The sequence below is a fragment of the Pseudoduganella sp. R-34 genome, assembly GCF_049904655.1.
In the GTDB taxonomy this organism is placed as follows: Bacteria; Pseudomonadota; Gammaproteobacteria; order Burkholderiales; family Burkholderiaceae_D; genus Rugamonas.
The window spans coordinates 1,264,270-1,281,027 of record NZ_CP184572.1 but is presented as its reverse complement, the minus strand read 5'-3'; the positions used below and the strand labels follow the sequence as shown (position 1 = coordinate 1,281,027).

At 51.1% G+C, this 16,758-nt stretch carries 15 protein-coding genes; 11 read left to right on the top strand and 4 right to left on the bottom strand.

Annotation, left to right across the window (positions count from 1 at the left end; genetic code table 11):
* Positions 1-25: 25 nt before the first annotated feature.
* Entirely contained in the window at positions 26-1,360 is a 1,335-nt protein-coding gene (locus ACN9MW_RS05915; RefSeq protein ID WP_426168558.1) for an ImmA/IrrE family metallo-endopeptidase, read from the bottom strand.
* Positions 1,361-1,587: 227 nt separating this feature from the next.
* Here ACN9MW_RS05915 and ACN9MW_RS05910 point away from each other — a divergent pair, with 227 nt between their 5' ends.
* The 7 genes from ACN9MW_RS05910 to ACN9MW_RS05880 all read left to right on the top strand — a co-directional run bounded on the left by ACN9MW_RS05910 (position 1,588) and on the right by ACN9MW_RS05880 (position 9,381).
* Complete coding sequence (locus ACN9MW_RS05910) at positions 1,588-2,907, top strand: hypothetical protein (RefSeq protein ID WP_426168555.1); 1,320 nt, start codon at positions 1,588-1,590, stop codon at positions 2,905-2,907.
* The gene (locus ACN9MW_RS05905; protein ID WP_426168553.1) at positions 2,908-3,600 is read left to right on the top strand and encodes an OmpA/MotB family protein; all 693 of its coding nucleotides are present in this window, start codon (positions 2,908-2,910) and stop codon (positions 3,598-3,600) included.
* A complete protein-coding gene (locus ACN9MW_RS05900) occupies positions 3,597-4,445 on the top strand; it encodes an HNH endonuclease signature motif containing protein (RefSeq protein WP_426168551.1) in 849 nt (282 codons plus the stop codon). The genes ACN9MW_RS05905 and ACN9MW_RS05900 overlap by 4 nt, the downstream gene beginning before the upstream one ends.
* A 2-nt stretch (positions 4,446-4,447) precedes the next feature.
* Positions 4,448-6,922 carry a DNA/RNA helicase domain-containing protein gene (locus ACN9MW_RS05895; protein ID WP_426168549.1) on the top strand — a complete coding sequence of 825 codons (2,475 nt, stop codon included), beginning with the start codon at positions 4,448-4,450 and terminating at the stop codon, positions 6,920-6,922.
* The gene (locus ACN9MW_RS05890; RefSeq protein WP_426168546.1) at positions 6,912-7,586 is read left to right on the top strand and encodes a hypothetical protein; all 675 of its coding nucleotides are present in this window, start codon (positions 6,912-6,914) and stop codon (positions 7,584-7,586) included. The genes ACN9MW_RS05895 and ACN9MW_RS05890 overlap by 11 nt, the downstream gene beginning before the upstream one ends.
* A 73-nt stretch (positions 7,587-7,659) precedes the next feature.
* A complete protein-coding gene (locus ACN9MW_RS05885) occupies positions 7,660-8,637 on the top strand; it encodes a 5'-nucleotidase (protein WP_426168543.1) in 978 nt (325 codons plus the stop codon).
* 282 nt (positions 8,638-8,919) lie between these two features.
* A complete protein-coding gene (locus ACN9MW_RS05880; RefSeq protein ID WP_426168540.1) occupies positions 8,920-9,381 on the top strand; it encodes a hypothetical protein in 462 nt (153 codons plus the stop codon).
* Positions 9,382-9,429: 48 nt separating this feature from the next.
* Here ACN9MW_RS05880 and ACN9MW_RS05875 read toward each other — a convergent pair whose 3' ends face one another.
* The 3 genes from ACN9MW_RS05875 to ACN9MW_RS05865 form a co-directional block, all read right to left on the bottom strand.
* Entirely contained in the window at positions 9,430-10,776 is a 1,347-nt protein-coding gene (locus tag ACN9MW_RS05875; protein ID WP_426168537.1) for a hypothetical protein, read from the bottom strand.
* A gap of 20 nt (positions 10,777-10,796) precedes the next feature.
* Entirely contained in the window at positions 10,797-11,849 is a 1,053-nt protein-coding gene (locus ACN9MW_RS05870) for a hypothetical protein (protein WP_426168535.1), read from the bottom strand.
* A gap of 408 nt (positions 11,850-12,257) precedes the next feature.
* Positions 12,258-12,491, bottom strand: a complete 234-nt coding sequence (locus tag ACN9MW_RS05865) for a helix-turn-helix domain-containing protein (protein ID WP_426168533.1) — start codon at positions 12,489-12,491, stop codon at positions 12,258-12,260.
* Between the two features lie 87 nt (positions 12,492-12,578).
* Here ACN9MW_RS05865 and ACN9MW_RS05860 point away from each other — a divergent pair, with 87 nt between their 5' ends.
* The 4 genes from ACN9MW_RS05860 (at position 12,579) to ACN9MW_RS05845 (ending at position 16,548) form a co-directional block, all read left to right on the top strand.
* Complete coding sequence (locus tag ACN9MW_RS05860; RefSeq protein WP_426168530.1) at positions 12,579-12,986, top strand: hypothetical protein; 408 nt, start codon at positions 12,579-12,581, stop codon at positions 12,984-12,986.
* A 26-nt stretch (positions 12,987-13,012) separates the two neighbouring features.
* A complete protein-coding gene (locus ACN9MW_RS05855; protein WP_426168527.1) occupies positions 13,013-13,795 on the top strand; it encodes a metallophosphoesterase in 783 nt (260 codons plus the stop codon).
* Positions 13,796-13,887: 92 nt separating this feature from the next.
* A complete protein-coding gene (locus ACN9MW_RS05850) occupies positions 13,888-16,068 on the top strand; it encodes a type II toxin-antitoxin system HipA family toxin (protein ID WP_426168525.1) in 2,181 nt (726 codons plus the stop codon).
* Positions 16,069-16,116: 48 nt separating this feature from the next.
* On the top strand, positions 16,117-16,548 hold the full coding sequence (locus tag ACN9MW_RS05845) for an antitoxin Xre/MbcA/ParS toxin-binding domain-containing protein (protein ID WP_426172118.1): 432 nt from the start codon (positions 16,117-16,119) through the stop codon (positions 16,546-16,548).
* Positions 16,549-16,758: the final 210 nt, after the last annotated feature.

Below are 16,758 nucleotides of genomic sequence, written 5' to 3'. Positions count from 1 at the left end.
CGAGAGCTGATGTGGCACCATTGATTCAATCAGCCACCATATCATTCGATTTCAAACCAAAATCACACTTACTTTTTGAACGTACGTCTCGAAGTAACCCCAAGCCTTCAAGTCGAATTGCCGCGGCCTCGCGGGATACACCATAACGCTCCATGAGCTCGCTAGTTATCCGGTGGAAGCTCTGGTAGTTGCACAGCTGGTCATCCAAGAATAGTGCGCCGAATCCACGGTTCGGGAGTGCGAGCCAGTTTATAAGCCTGTTGAAATCGGCACGAAAATGTCGTTCCGGCATCAACAAACATGCGGCAAACATGTTGGCTTGCACTTCGAGCCTGGCGACGTCAGGTGCCAAGGAACCTCGTCTTCTAGCAATAGAAAAGTCGTCCTCGTCACAGAACTCACCCGCCATGAAATCACCATGGGCAAGAAGATGATGCGCTAATTCGTGTGCCAGGGTAAATCGACTTCGCCCCTCATTGGCAGGCCCCCCAAACAGCTGAATTTCAAGCGGAGCGAAAGAAATTTGGCCAAGCACAGGCTTTCGTGAACCTCGAACTGGCGGCGAAGTATGGTGGGAGACTACTAACCCATGCTCCTTTGCCTCACGCAAACAGATATCTTCTAGCGAGACCTTACCCTCTTGGTACCCGATGCTCTTTAAAACCTTATCGCACGTCACCTCGAGTTCCTCTAGTGCAATAAACGGAACAATGCAAGAAGGCTTTCCCTTCGGGTTGCGAAACACAATATACGCACCGGCTCCATCAGGAGCCGATAAGTATAAGTCTTCGAAAAATTCCCAAAATGAATGCGTGGCGCTCTTCGGTGAAAGCATGCAGAAGTCGACGTCACTTTCACCTACTTCAACGGAGACGATTCCCCGCATTGCGTCGTCCAGGGCGTCTTTTCCCCAAGTGGGGCCCGCAGACGGAGTACGATAAAGCTCCCACTTTGTATTCGCGTCACCAAAGTAGCGCAATAGTCCGATGCCTTTTGACTTTGCGAATTTCACCACTCCTTCTTGGAAGGCAGAATTACTGGCCAAGACTAGCTTGACATTGGCAGCAGCCACTTGCTGGGCTTTCGCATAGAACTCTTCCACATCATCCACGGGAACACTATGCGAGTAGTTTTTGCACTCGATTAAGGTAACCATCGAGTAGCGCTCCGCACCTGGTAAATGACACTCGATCGAAACATCAAAAACGATGTCCTTTTCACGGTCCTTTGAGTAATAGCCCTTTTTTCGATGAACCGAGCATAGTTTGGGGTTACACCAAAAATCGCCAGCTTTGAGCATGTTATTGAATACTCGCTCGATGGCGTGTTCCAGCGTGTCGCCCTTTTTCGTACTGTTCATTGCGCGAAGTCAGTTTTTGAACGGTGACGCATTGTAGATGAACATTGATGAGAGCGATGAGCGAGCGATTTATTGAAAGGCAATGACCCAACATCATTTGTGCAAAATCCGTAACCCGAGTTCACATTCTCTAGCAAAACACTAGTTAATCTAAGTATCAAAAATGACAACACAATTGGCGTTATTGATAAGTAACTGGTAGTCTATATGTTTCCACAATAAAAGAATTGCTGGCAACCATGCTCCGATTACTTGTATCTGTACTTCTTGCGTTCGTCGCCACTAGCCAAGCTCACGCCGCATCGGGAATTCAGGCAGTACTGGAAGACAAGCTGACAATCTTCTTTTTGTTGGTCAACATCTTCCTGGCAATCTACTTTGCTTTTATACGATTCAATCGTTTTGCAGTTCAACATGGTCCAGAGGTTCTGACAACCATTGGGATTTTCGGATGCTTCCTGGGGATCTCCATGGCGCTGATGAACTTCGATGCCGGCGATGTCTCAGCAAGTGTGCCTCATCTCCTCGAAGGCGTCAGAACCGCATTTCTGGCATCCGTAAGCGGAGTTGCAGGCTCTTTGCTAATTCGAGCACGCCATCACTTTCACAAGACGCCTATTCCGCAGTCTACCGGCGCACCGAAGTCAGCGAATCTTGACGACGTAGTTCAAGCACTGCAAAGTCTTCAGCGTGGTCTTTCAGGCGATGAGGACGGCAGTCTGCTTTCGCAAATGAAGCTGATGCGCCAAGGACAGTCCGACCAGCTGCAAGCGTTGCGTAATTCATTCGAGACTTTCGCAAGCAAGATGGCAGAAGACGGATCAAAGGCTTTGATTGAGGCGCTCAAGGACGTAATACGTGACTTCAATACCCAGCTCGAAGAACAGTTTGGTCAGAACTTTAAAGAGCTCAACGCCGCAGTCGAGAAACTCGTAATCTGGCAACAGCAGTACAAAAATGAGCTCGACCAAATGCAGTCCGTTCAACGCGCGGCGGCTGAAGATCTTCGAAAGTCGGCTGGCGGCCTATCAGTGTTGGCCGAACGGTCAGAAGCGTTCACAGATTCCGCCAACGCGTTGGAGTCGCTTCTGCAGGGACTCGGCCAGCAATACGTCATGATCGAGCAGTCCCAACGATCGCTCGCAACCGTGCTAGTGGAGATGAAAGACGTCGCACCGCAGTTTGCAGCGAAGTTGGATGAACTGGCCGAAAGCATGAAGTATGGCGTATCCCGAGTTCAGGCGGAGGTTGGTGAGGTCGTAAAGAACCTGGGTACCCAGGTCCAGAGTTCGCAGGCCGAGATGAAACAGCTGCTGACAGAGACACTTAAACAGTCTCAAAAGCTGGTCAACGACGAATTGCTCAAGGGACTTGATACTGTAAGAGAAAGCGTTGTCACACTCGATCAGGGACTTCAAGAGGAGCTGACAAAGAGCTTGGAAACTATGGGGCGTCAGCTCGCGTCACTGTCCGAGAAATTCGTTGCAGATTACTTACCACTCACCGAGCGTTTGCGAGAGGTCGTGCGCATGGCGGGGCAAGTTTAAATGGAAATCGAACAAAGTAATCAGTCACACTGGATTCCTCTGGCCGATCTAATGACTGGCCTCATGATGGTGTTCATGCTGTTGACGGCCGCGTTTATGCTTCGCGTAGAACAGACAACGACGCTGGTGGTGAAGGAGTTTGAAGAAACTAAGAACAACCTGCATCAGGCCTTGCAAAAAGAATTTGCAAAGGACCTAAAGCAGTGGAATGCAGAGCTCTTAGGCGACATGACAATTCGCTTCAATGATCCCACAGTGCTCTTCGACACTGGTTCGGCAGAACTAAAGCCGAAATTCAAGACAATTCTCCGTGACTTCTTCCCACGTTATGTCGCGCTGATCACATCGGATAAGTATCGCGAAGCGATCAAGGAAGTACGCATCGAGGGCCACACTAGCGTGCAGTGGACAAAGGAAACTGCGCCCCGTGCCGCTTATTTTCTGAACATGAACCTTTCGCAGGCGCGGACCCGTAGCGCTCTGGAATTCCTTCTTAGCGTGCCGGCTGTGCAGAAAAATGAGGCGTGGCTAATTGAGCATGTCACGGCAAATGGACTTTCATCATCTAGGCCGGTTGTGCCGGAAGGCGGATCAAGAAACGCACAGCTTGCGAATCAGCGAGTCGAATTCAGAATCGTTACAAACGCTGCGGATCGCATGGACCAAATTGCGCGAACGATCAAGGGAAAATGAAGCTTCCTAATTTCTTAGACTCCGCTAGTCTTAACCATATCCGCACGTTGATGGCGGCGCCGCTTGCTGCGCCGCTGGCAAAGCAAGAGCAGCGAGCAATCAATCTGCCACCAGTGCCAGAGCGCCTGCGCGGAGATGGGATCGAAGTCCAATTTGAAGACATCTCCGTTCTGGAGGATCGCACGCTTAGCTACCGCGGATATCGCGTCCTGCTCTATATTCGTGACGTCGCTAATTATGGTGCCAGGCGCACTGCAATGCCCAGGTTCCACTTGGCATACTGCTCAAAGCTCGAAGAAATGCGTCGGAACAATCGGATTGCCCGCTACGTGGTCGCGAATCGTGATGACGGCGACTTCCTTGTGAATTTGACTGAAACTGGCGTGTCCAAAGTCTTGCGACTCGATGTGTGCCAGATATGTCTCGCCGAGATCGAATGGAAGGGGTTCAATTTCCGTATGCATCGTGAGGCAAGATTGCGTCAAGTGGATCAATTTGTCCTCCCAGAGTTCTTCAAGCAATTCCCTCGCGATTTGATGGCCGTTTTGCCCAAACACACAAGCGAAACGGCGCCACTGAACGAATACACGCAGGATTGGAATCTCGTGTCCGAGAATATGAAGCGGAACCGAGACTACCAATGCAGCGAATGCTCAACACGGCTACCACCGCCCTTCTCCCGGTTCCTGCATACTCACCATAAGAATGGGCTGAAGTACGACAATGCTGAAGGTAACCTGGAAGTGCTTTGCATTGAGTGCCATGCAAAAGAACCGCTACATTCGCACGTTAGGAATATGCCGCAGTACAGCGAGTACCTAGCCTTCCGACGCTCAGGGCGATAACAATGGCGCGCATGATTCCATCGTTTGGCCCAGCCGAGACCGAAAGCTCCGCGGAGCCCACAGTCTACCATCTGTTGAAGAAGCAGCTATCCGATGACTACGTCGTAATCCATAGCCTACCTTGGCTCGCCGCTGCTAGCGCGGAAATCGGGATGGGTTGGTCCGCTCCAACTGGCGAAATCGACTTCTTGGTTCTCCATGCCAAATTAGGAATGCTCGCAATTGAAATTAAGGGAGGGTACTACCGAATCGATGGCGCTGCATTTGTTCCCATTGCCGGCGGTCGCCCTCAGTTCGCGTTAAACCAAGTGAGAAGGAACTCTCATGGCGTAGCGCACTGGCTCGGGGGAAAGGGGACGATTCGTTGGCCGATCGGATATGCGGTCGGCGTCCCCCGCAATGTTTATCCCGATGAGGCTCTTCCACCAGGTTTGTACGATTCGGCACGTCGGCAGCGCATTCTTTTCGATATGCGAGATTTGTCAAAACTTGGCACAAAAGTCGCCGAGGTAATGGCTTATTGGAAATCGGCTCTAGAACTCAGTGAGTTAGGCGACGCTCGGATGAAGGCCGCTATCGAAATGCTGTGTCCACAATTCGATGGGACACCCCAATGGGCACATCGTATTCACTATGACGGTCAATTCTGGCTCCGACTCACCGAGGATCAAAGTTCTATTGCAGACCGCGTCTTGCAGGCCAGGGGAGGAATCGTTACCGGATGGCCTGGCACGGGAAAGACGCTGATTGGAATTGAAATTGCGCGACGCCTGAGTGCTGCCGGTGAGCGAGTACTTTTCCTGACTTTCAACGCCCTCCTTTGCGATCACCTACGTTTGCAACTGAAGGAATCGACGTGCCAGGTCTTCACGTGGCACAAGCTTTGTAATCTTGCGAGAGAGCTTCTTGGACGCCCGAGCGGCGACGCAGATTGGTTTGAAAGACAATGCCTAGATGATCTCCGTGCTGCCGTTGGACATCATCAACTCTTCTTTGATGTCCTTATCGTCGATGAGGCGCAGGCATTTAGGCCTCAATGGTGGGAACTGCTTTGTAGCTGGTTCAGCGGGAAACCGATATTTGCGTTCTGTGATGAGACTCAAGTGTTTTCGCTTGAAAGGGAAACCTCGACGCTCGCGTCACTCATCGCGGCGAGTGGACTTAAGCAGTTACAGCTGTCGATAGTTCTTAGAATGCCCAAGGCCGTGACCAACAGGCTAATCGAGGCGATGCCCGGCCAGCTACAAATTTCATCCCCTCGAGAACTTGACCCAGAAGCTTTGCATGAGATTGCCGTCGTTGACTGGCGCGAATCGATGAACGAGACGGTTTCTCAACTGATTACTCGAGGCGTAAAACATTCGGACATCGTTGTTCTCAGTAGGACTGGGTACGTCAGAGACTCGATAGAGGAATTCTTAAATGCGAACGGAGAACTTAAGCATTCACTGGTATCTCGTTTTCGTGGCATGGAGTCGCCCATCATTATCGTCGTAGAGGCAAATGACCTGTCGGACTCGGAGTTGTTCAGTGCATATTCACGCGCAACCACAGCATGCTTTGCTCTCTATGCGGCAGACTGCCTGGGCGATGAGCCCCTGAGCAGGTTCCAAGCTAAAGTTTCGAGTATCCCCGCATATCAAGACGTCATACGGAATGCAAAGCAGCGACGAACTTCTGCCTTCGGCCTATCTGGCCACGACATGAGAAGAGTAGACCGAATCCATACTGTTGATCTTACTTGGTCTAGAACTCTTAAATCCTTCTTAGTACGCTTGCCTCGCGAGACGCCAGCAGTACTGTGGGTCGACTATCTAACTGAGGTAGCCAAGTGGCCAGTCCTGACCATTATTGATGAGGAACCCGATGCACTTCGGGTCGCTTTACCTGGGAAAAATTTGCAGATGGGCGTTCAGTTAAAGGAGTGTCGTAAATGCGAGATGATCACGCCACATCATTTTTTTCCGCTCTCCTCATGTTTGGTTTGTACAAAGGTTCTGGGTGGCGAAGCGCGAGTCCTCAAGGAGCGAGACGTTCATTCATTGGTAGAACTTGACTCTTTGATGAGTTCCTTGCCAGCGTCCGCTTCTGTTGAAGACGCAATGGCGATCTACTATCAGACACCGTTTCTGTTAGGTGCGGCAGCGCTTGGAGGACATGTGTGGCGGTACATGAATGTTGAGAAGCCGCCTAGCTTGCCAGGTGATGTTTCGCTCTATCGCGCAGCTATCGCACTTGCATACTCCTATGCGCATTTATGCGGACGGGAAAGGCTGTTTTCACTTGACGAGCTTGTCGAACAAACATGGCATGGAGACTTTGATGATCTCGGCATAGATCGCAATGCATGGCATAAACAATTAAGAAGCGCTTTAAGCCGTCTCAATCAACAAGGGGTCATATTTAATGATAAGAAGTGTGTTGAGAATCGAAAAGGAATGAAAACACAATGGCGAATCCGCCTTCATGGCAAGTGATCTTCAGATCGAAGCCGCCGGAATTACGATCTTTAAAGGGTGTATGAATATGTCAAAGTATTGGGAAAAGACGGTTGAGTATAGTTTTGTCGCGCAGGCTTGTCGCTCGGGCGTAGACTTCTTAGCACCATTAGGCGGCAAAGAAGAACGTGGAGTTGGCGACGGGATGTTTGGAAAGGACGACAAACTCATTCTTGTAGAGTTTAAGGTTGGAGAGGGAGCCATGGCCTTAGAGCAGGAAAAGTTCGACGACTACCCAGAGGCCCACCTTGTTCTAAATGGCAGGGATAGTCATCACTTCTTCGTGTACGCTCAAAGTCCCGTTATCGCCGAAAAACAGTTGCCGCTACTGGTTGCCAAAACATATTTTGGTGGCGTGCCGTTGCAATCAGCCATGGAATGCCTCAAGCATGGTACCGATGCTGCTACGTTCAAAGAGTACGTGGAGGATCTATTGAAGTATCGGAAGGTTGACGGGCGCAGCTCGTCTGGTCAGGTAGGGTTTGAGGCACTCTCTAATGTTATTGGTGTCAGCGCATCTGGCAAGCACGTTTCGACTGTAACACTGGAACAGTACGTGGCATTCGAAATGCCTCACCTTGAACTTCAGAACGAGCTAACTAATACGCCAAAAATGTCGTCAGGATTAAATTTCGGCATGTAGGAAATGAACTGACGCCAAGAATTCGCCAGCGCTTGTTAGCTGACGTACGAACAACCTATCCAACGAGGTACCCTTGCCCTACAGTCTAGAAAATCGCCTGGTGATCGGAGTCGCTTCCAGCGCAGTGTTTGACCTTCGCGACTCGGACGCCGTATTTCGGCGTGATGGTGAAGCTGAATATCGCAAATATCAGAGGGCTCACCTCAACGAGCCGTTTCCGAAAGGGATTGCATTCCCATTCATTAAACGTATCCTGTCATTGAATGACCTGAGTGAGCCTGGTGATCCCCTTGTCGAGGTCGTCCTGCTTTCCCGCAATGATCCAGATACCGGCTTGCGTGCGATGAAGACAATCGAGCACTACGGGCTGGGGATGACCCGTGCGATCTTTATGCAAGGGCGCTCTCCTTACGAATATATCCCCGCGCTAAACATCGCACTCTTCCTCTCAGGGAATAAGCCAGATGTAGATGCAGCGATTAGAGCGCACCATCCAGCGGGACAGGTTCTGGAGTCCAATTATGTCGACGACGAACAGGATCTAACCCTACGTATCGCCTTCGACTTTGACGGCGTGCTCGCCGGGGATGAATCCGAATCCATTTATCAGTCGGCTGGCATGTCTGAGTTTCACGCACACGAAGTGCGAAACGTAATGCAGCCCCACAATCCCGGCCCGCTTAAGGAATTCCTCGTAAGGATCTCCAAAATCCAAGCTGCGGAAGAAGATCATAAGAAGATAAATCCAGACTATCAAAATCGTTTGCGAGTGTCGATTGTTACAGCGAGGAACGCCCCCTCGCATGAGCGCGCACTAAAGACGCTGGAGAGCTGGGGCGTTTATGCTAACGATGCATTTTTCTTGGGCGGCATCGACAAAGGCAAGGTACTAGGTGTTCTTCGGCCGCATATCTTCTTCGACGACCAACCGGCACACCTAAAGTCAGCAAGTGCTGTAGCACCATCGGTTCACATTCCTTTTGGTGTCATTAATGAGACGCCGATGATTCTGGCACCCATTGAACCTGCGGCGCCTGTAGTCGAGAAGTGATATGAATCTATCCTTGTACAAACTTACGGTGCGCCAAACATGACACTGGCAGTGAACATAAGCGACGACGCCAGCTATCTGATAGCAGTAGTGCAGCTGGAAAGGGCAGATAGAGTCTTTTGCCAAGCGATAGGATGTGGACATGCGATCTTCCGACGCGTCCATATCGTGCTCTCCGGAACGGAGTTCAAGCTTGTTGGATCCGATTGTTTCCGACGGCTTTATGGGCATCTCCCCGAAGATCAACGCACGCCGCACTATGGAAGTGGCTCTGGAATAGAAATGAGCAACGAGGAGCGCCAGCTTGTAGCGAAAAATACTGCGGAGTTTGTCGCGCGTCTTGAAGCCGAAGATCAAAGGAGACAACTTCTGCGTGAGAATGCAAAGCACCTCACAAGTCCGCACCGAGATGTAGATGGCTTCAGCATTACTGCTGATTCCCCTCGTATTGATGGTTCTCACATTAGCAACAAGAAGGCACTGCATTACATGTGGCGAAGGGGCGGAAGAGCATTGGGGGCTGGAATCTCGCAAAAGGAGATTGATTGTGTTGACGATCCAAAAGCCAAGGCAGTGCTCCACTACCTCGTACGGGGTAACTGGGGCGACCCTTGGGCTCTTGCTCAGTACTTGTTGGGCCGCCATGGAATCAGCCATGAGTTTTGCCTCAACGTTTTGAGGACATATGAGCTTGTTGAATTGCTTCCTGCGTATAGTGTGTCCACAGGCGGAAAACCGTGCTAGGAACTCGTTTTCAGATCGCCAACGAACGGTCACTGAGCGGTCGGCTGATTACGAGGTCTCCCGATGAAATTTCGCGTCTAAGGATATCCCCTTGACGAAATGGCGGTTGTGGGCACCTCCGACATAAGAGGTATAGGTTCCCTCAAATTTGAGTGCCGCGAGGATGAAACGAACGACAATTTCCCTTGTAAGCCTTACGTAATCCATTAGGTCGCCAGACACCCCCGCAGGGAACTCGAACCGTCCTGTGTGTACGATGTGATCACGTGCACGCTTTGCAGAGGCAATTTCCTCGGGCTCTAAATCTGATAAGTCAACGCCCCATCGACTTGCCAACAAGTCGATCTTCTGTTTGAGCGACCGGCGATTCAAGTCCTCAAACTTGTCTCTAATTGCATCCATCTCAGTCGCGCGTAGCTGCGGATCTTGCGTCCATTCAGCAATCTTCTTTTCGACTACGGCTAACAGTTCTTTCCGCAGGTCGCGAAATTGAGTTTTCGATCTTATCTCAAGATCGCGCCTCGACAGGCTAGCGCTAATGAGGTGCTCCAGAACAGTCATGGCGGCCAGAAGTTTACCTTCCCGATATACGCTCGGCATGTTGAACCATTCGATCGCTATCCTTAGATCTTTTGCGTCAATTTGACGGTCGAAATACGTATTGACGGCAGTTTGAAATATGGTGGCGAAATCGAATGGAGAGAAGGGCGCCATTGCCCCAGGTCTCATTTCCAGTATTGATGTGACTTCGATCTCTGTGAAATCTTCGTTGAGCCATTTGGTTACGGGTGCCGCCAGCCTTCCCCCTTGAGCGAAGGACATGACTGAGCAAACGTGCGTGAAGAGCTCTGAGGTGCAAATCTTCCATTGCGAGAAACTCCCTATATCGGCTGGGGCAGCAACTGCAAGGCTTCCTGTCAAACTTGCAGGAACTTCAAGAGCATTTGCCCCAGTCATTTCAACCTCTCCTAAAGGGGTATGAGCTCGAAGGGGAAAGTAGTTCTTAAAGTCCCTTAATAACAACTTTGCGCCACGCGACGAGCCCTCGGTACTCGGCTCAATGAAACTGCATTGCATGCAGCCGATACGAGGTGTGACGCTTGCCGGAAGGCTGTCTGAAAAGAAGTGGCCAGGTGAATAAACCAGAATCTTGGTGCTTGTGAACGTTGCGCCATTACCGTCGTCACCAGAAAGCGAAAATTCAGCAAACTGAGTTTTCTGCTCATAGTAATGGTCCTCAATAAACCTCGAATCGGAATTCAAAGGAATTGGCTGCAGAGTGATCTTTACGTCTCCCGACTGGTCTATGCCGGCGTTAAACGATACCGAGAGCGAACACTCGCCAATGTTCAGCAAACCCTGATAGCTTTTTGGAGCAAGATACCATCCCGACATGGGCATCCTTTGGTAATTCATTAGGAGGTGGTTGTAGCCGCCGTGTTCTCGACCGGCGAGCACATGCTTGTAGAGGCAGAATGATGCGCTTCCAGTCGCCGTAGGCTGATTGCTGCGATTATGATGATTACTGGGCAGATCAAGAGCAGGGTATTGGCTGCAATCCAGAGTGCAAGCTCCGAGCCCTCGAGTAGCAGGCGAAGTCGCAGTTGGGTCGCAAACACAACCAGCGGCAACGAAACATAAATGAGCGCGATCGCAATTTTGATGACCTTGAGCACTGTCCCTATACGACCACGCGAGTGCGCCACTAGAATCCATGGTTCATCATCTGGGATTTTCGTTCCTATTCTAATCTTCAGTATTGGCCCGATCATTAGCAGACAGATCAAAGATATAAAGGTAGCGACTGCTGCGGGATACATTGGGGCTGAGATAGGAATACTAGCCACGGTAAAAGTAGCAGTAAGCGCTTGAGCGACGAATTTTGATATGTCGGGATCATTGATCTTGAGGCCCTCCGCTGTCCCGCCTCCCCAACCAGCGCTAAGCAATTCTGACCTCATTGCTGGCCAGTGCCGCGGGCTCGCAAGGCCGTCGCGTAGGGCGGCGTTGTAAAAATCCCGAGTAGTTTTCAGCGACAACTCCGATGGAAACACCCATATTCGACCGTTGATTGATGCGGCAAAATAGGAAGAAAGGTTCAGTGGGCTTGCGGTCGCAGAGACACGATATGCCCCCGCTATTTCCGGTAACGGCGTCAAGGAAAGAGTGCTGGAAGCATGCTCCATTGTAGGAATGTTCGCCACAATAGGACTGCACTCCTCAACTTCAGTGCCGGACTGAACTGGGACGATTCGGATGAAACAAGTAACTGCCGTAGAGGTGTGCTGGGAAAGTTGATCTGCTCCGCCTACGAGCGAATCACGAACGGACAGCCACGCAATGAGCTCTTTCGCATGCTGTCGTCTGGCTAACGCATCTCCAACAGCTTGTACTGTAACCAACCACAAAATAGCTACGGATAGCATTGTCGTAAGCGACGAGCGTAGCTGCTTAATTGCCTCACCCACGATGCGAAGACTCCTGGCTGGAACTGTCATCCGGCCGCCCACGTATTCACCAGGCGCAGATTACAGGAAATCAACTCTTCCTCACGGCGACTCTCAACCGCATTGGCTAACGCGAGCAATCGTTTGCGGTCGAATTTTTCCGAGCGGTAAACTTCTTGATCAGATCAGAATAAACCAATTAAGTGGTGGAAATGTCACAAATTATCACCGTCGCACGACCGCACGACATGTACTCAAGGCGACTGGCGACAGTTAAGACCTTCGTGATTTAAGTGGTCGCCCTGAATTGCGCCGCCGCCCACAGGGAATTTTCCAACCTATATCGATTCTTGAATTGATTCTTACTTCGAAATGATGGCTCCGGTCAGAATGGGCCTGACAGCACAGATTGCATCCGGACAATTTCAACTAGTTGGGCGCGTTAAGTTGGCGTTCGACCTCTTGCAGCATTTTAGAAGGAGTCGTGCCAAGCGCATCGGCCAGTTTGAAAATGACCTTCAATGCCGGCTGATTGATCCCTCGCTCAATGAGACTGACGAAATTTCGTTCGATCCCCGCCGTCAGAGCGAGTTGCTCCTGTGTCAACCCAGCATCTTTCCTGAGTTGACGAAGCACGCGTCCGAATGAGACTAATGGATCCACATCCTCTCCCAATATATTGGGAGAGATCCTCGTCGTACGCTATCATTAAGTCTTCACAATATATTGTGAATTTTTAAGGAAAATGCAATGACGGCTGGCGAGTGGATGGCTTACCTGGTAGTTTATGGCGGGGGCGCCCTGGTGATATTGTTCATGTGGGCGTATATCAACTACTTTCGGGCTCAACAGCGCAACCTGAAAGAGCTCTTCGCCAGCGGATTCAAAGCGGATCATCGCGTGGGTAACGAGAAGGTCTTCGTGTTTGATGACTCTCTGCGTGAAATGGCGATCATTGATGGGGCAAAACTGCACCGCTACCCTTACGCCAAGATCGATACATGGTCGCATGAATGTGATGTCCGCGGTAATCGCAAGATCCATAATCGACTTGTTATCACCATTCTCGACGCTGAGCATCCAAGGCATGAAATTCGAGTCTCCGCAAATGAGGGGCAGTTGTGGTTCGCAAAGATGCGCGCCATTCTGGCCAAATAAGTTGTCTTAGATCACCCAAAGAATTAATGCGCCTGCTCATACTGTCTGACCTTCATCGCGAATTCTGGAACCAACACCAGGTGTCTTTTGACACAACTGTCGCCTCGCCGGACGCGGTTATTCTCGCCGGCGACATCGACACCAGCGGGGTTCGTGCAGTCAAATGGGCAGAAGATGCATTCAAGGGCATCCCAGTGATTTACGTCCACGGCAACCACGAAGGGTACGGGCATAATCTCGACAACGAGATAGATAAGATTCGCGCCGCTAGCGCCGCGACTGAGAACGTGATCTTCTTAGACTGCGGAATGCATGTGATCGGCAACGTTCGCTTCTTGGGCGCCGCCTTATGGACAGACTTCAAGCTGTTCGGTGATGACCGACGTTACTTCGCGATGACCAGGTCAGAAGAGGCGATGTCGGACTACAAACGCATTCGGCTCGCCAGCAAAAACTACGGGAAGCTGCGCGCCAAGGATACTGCGCTTTTTCACGAGCGACAGAAGTCTTGGATCGCCAGCAAGCTCGCTGAACCCCATGATGGGCCGACCGTCGTCGTAACCCACATGGCACCCTCTATGCAATCAGTTCCCAGTCAATTTGCGAATGATCTGACATCGGCCGCATACGCCTCAAACCTCGACCAAGTAGTAGAGAAGGCAAATATTTGGGTCCATGGGCACATGCACGAATCTTTCGACTATACGATCGGAGCTTGTCGTGTCGTGTGCAATCCCTTTGGATATATGTCAAAGGATGGCAGCCAAGAAAACGAAGGATTCAACCAAAATTTCATCGTCGAGATTTGACGAGCAGGTCAGCATATTTGACCACTACACAGGACTACAGCATTCGTTGTAGACCGTGATCGAACGAAGATATTCCCCCTAAGAGACACCCGATGCCGATTCAATCTTGCTTCGTGTTCGACTGCAGAAATCCTGCAGTCCCGATTCCAATCGGGCGCTTCGAACTTGACGAGCTCGAGAACGGTCGGTTCATCTACGAAGCACGGTACCTCCACGCGCCCCCCTCCTTCGCGTTGGATCCTATTCATGTGCCATTACATCAGACGGCGATCGCCATTCGGCGCGGTGGCGATGGGTCTTACGGGATACTCTCTGATACTGCTCCGCTCGCTTGGGGTGCCAATTTAACTCTTAAACTACGGCGAGATTCCAATCAGCACGTGCCGCAAAATGCGGTCGAGTGGTTTCTTAGCTCACAGTTGCTTGGGTCTGGCTGCTTGGGATTCTCAAACGACATGGAGGTCCCACCTCAACTGACGGTGGCAGTTCAGGCATCTCGGTCACTGACCGCGAAAGTCTTGCGAGGAATTGATGCCTACACTCTCGACCCTAATGCAAAGTTCGACTTCGAAACTGAACGCGCGATTGTTCCCGGCTGCAGTCTTGGCGGCATGCGACCGAAAACTCTGGTTATGCATGAGGGTTCCGAGCATATTGCCAAATTCAGTCGTCCCGACGATCTGATTGACGTGCCAACGACCGAATACGCGACCTTAAGGCTCGCTACGAGGGCAGGACTCGACGTTCCGTCATTCGAACTGGTGACCATTGGAGAGAGATCAGTTCTGCTGATTGAACGATTTGATCGCAAAGATGGGGGGCATATCCACTATGCCAGCGCACAAAGCTTCCTTGATCCACAGCCGCTTAGTTCTGACGGCCGGGAATTCGCAACGAACTTTTCTTACGCCGGAATTGCCGAAGCCTTGCGTCCCTTTAATGCGAACGTGCGTGCCGACGCGCACGAACTTTATCGACGGATGGTTTTAAACATCATGGTGGGGAATGTGGATGATCATCTGCGCAACCACGCCTTCCTCATGGTCCAACCAAGCGTATTCCGATTATCGCCGGCATTCGATATCGTCCCTCACCTGGAGGCTCCGCACAGACCTCAAAGCATTGGGGTTGGAAAATTCGGACCCGCAAGCACGATCGCCAACGCGCTCTCTCAATGCGATCGCTTCCTTCTAACCGAAGCGGAGGCACGCGAAATTGTTGGCGAGATAAAAGACATCGCATCCACTTGGAGGAACGAATTCCGCGAAGCCGGCATCTCTCAGCGCGATATTAACTTATTGAGCGATTGCTTTGGTGTTGCGGATCAAGCCGAGCGGCTCCAAATATCGGCGAGTGTAGCAGCTGTAGGAACAGCAGCTACTGACGACGAAAAGATTCAAATTCGCTGCAATGAACTTGGCTTAAGCCTAAAGCGAGCAAGGCAATTCGTTGAGGCTGCTAGAAACCAGGTCTCGCTAGCCGCTATCCTTAGCTTGGACGAGACGACTTTGGCGCCGCTCAGTCCTCGGCTATGGCTTCAGATGGCTGCACAAGGCTCGAGTGTCAGTTATCGTCTTGCACTGAACGCCGAGCAATTACGCCAAACACTGATCTCTGGACACGTCGATGAGCAATACGCCCCTCACCTCTCCACGTTGTTTGACGAGGTTCCTTGCCAAGTTTCGATCATGGCAATCTTCCAGGCTGCAAACGACGAAGGCATCCCGATGAAAGCTATTTGGCGCAATGTCGAGCAGCTGGCTAGCAATGTTGGGGCACTTCGGCTAAATCTATGGAAGTGCGAAAGCGAGTCCTCTAACCGTGAACCTTCTATGTCAAGAAAACCAAAAGCGAAGCAAGACCCACTAGCGGCCGCACGAGGACGCGGAGACACCTATATGCAGCTAGAGTTGGCGAGCGTAGACAATCTTACGTTGTCGGAGGCTGCCAAACGTACCGGCTTCTCGGAGACATTGATCAATATGCTACGCGAACGTGGCGAACTATATGCGCTAATCGATCCTAGCCAAGTAGGCGGCTTTCGCTTCCCTGCATGGCAATTTGAATGTCATAAAGAGCGGCTATTGACAATCCTTGATGCCCTGCACACGGCTGGCGTCAAAGGATGGGGAATACATGCGTTTATGAACAATGCGTCCAGAGAACTATTGGGTCGTTCTCCTCGGGACTACATTCTTGAATCTGGAGCGCCGTTGGAAAAGCTCATGCGAATAATTGAACGCCGCTATGTCGGTGAGCAAGGTGCTCAATGACATCCCCCTTCAGATCCGTCGGAGCCATTAAACGCGTTGTACCTCATTATGTCTCCTCGAAACTGTGCCACAGACATGAGCATCTATCTCGAGCTTTATAACGGCGGACCAATTCACCGGATCGAGCTAACTCGCGCTCGAGTACGGCGCTCGCGCATAAAATTGCTCGCCAAATCACTTGCCATGCGGGAAGCGGCGCTCGCCGCTGACTTAGGAATTCGTCCAGGGAAGAGCAAATTTTTACCACTAGCCCCAAGCGAGCGCGTAATCGGTTTGATGTCTTTGGTTGGTTCTGTCGAAAAGATGGTTGCAAGGAGCGGAGCTAGCGATTTCGATTCCGCGAAATGGCTAGGAGCTTGGCTCAGCACGCCTCTGTCAGCACTCGGCGGTGTACGACCTGGTTCATACCTTGATACGATAATGGGCCAAGACCTTTTGGGTCGTCTAATCGGCATGGCCGAGGCAAGCGTATATGCTTAAGTCAATCCAGACAAAATTTCCCAAGCCGACGAACGACTCCGGGCTTTCAGTCAAGGCGCCAACAATTTCAGTGAAACGGCTCTAGGTCGCTGCGGGGGCAGCACCGTTGTGACCTGCTGGCGCAAGTATAATCTACGCCTTTCTCGTCCTTGGCCACAATTCTATGCGCCGCTTAGACCACTCGCAGCTACTCCAATACATCACCGCGCT

Excerpts from the sequence above, each read along its gene's own strand:
- ACN9MW_RS05905 (WP_426168553.1), top strand. The coding sequence starts at position 2,908 with ATGGAAATCGAACAAAGTAATCAGTCACACTGGATTCCTCTGGCCGAT.
- ACN9MW_RS05900 (WP_426168551.1), top strand. The coding sequence starts at position 3,597 with ATGAAGCTTCCTAATTTCTTAGACTCCGCTAGTCTTAACCATATCCGC.
- ACN9MW_RS05855 (WP_426168527.1), top strand. The coding sequence starts at position 13,013 with ATGCGCCTGCTCATACTGTCTGACCTTCATCGCGAATTCTGGAACCAA.
- ACN9MW_RS05850 (WP_426168525.1), top strand. The coding sequence starts at position 13,888 with ATGCCGATTCAATCTTGCTTCGTGTTCGACTGCAGAAATCCTGCAGTC.
- ACN9MW_RS05890 (WP_426168546.1), top strand. The coding sequence starts at position 6,912 with ATGGCAAGTGATCTTCAGATCGAAGCCGCCGGAATTACGATCTTTAAA.
- ACN9MW_RS05845 (WP_426172118.1), top strand. The coding sequence starts at position 16,117 with ATGTCTCCTCGAAACTGTGCCACAGACATGAGCATCTATCTCGAGCTT.
- ACN9MW_RS05915 (WP_426168558.1), bottom strand. The coding sequence starts at position 1,360 with ATGAACAGTACGAAAAAGGGCGACACGCTGGAACACGCCATCGAGCGA.
- ACN9MW_RS05860 (WP_426168530.1), top strand. The coding sequence starts at position 12,579 with ATGACGGCTGGCGAGTGGATGGCTTACCTGGTAGTTTATGGCGGGGGC.
- ACN9MW_RS05875 (WP_426168537.1), bottom strand. The coding sequence starts at position 10,776 with ATGTCGGGATGGTATCTTGCTCCAAAAAGCTATCAGGGTTTGCTGAAC.
- ACN9MW_RS05895 (WP_426168549.1), top strand. The coding sequence starts at position 4,448 with ATGGCGCGCATGATTCCATCGTTTGGCCCAGCCGAGACCGAAAGCTCC.
- ACN9MW_RS05880 (WP_426168540.1), top strand. The coding sequence starts at position 8,920 with ATGAGCAACGAGGAGCGCCAGCTTGTAGCGAAAAATACTGCGGAGTTT.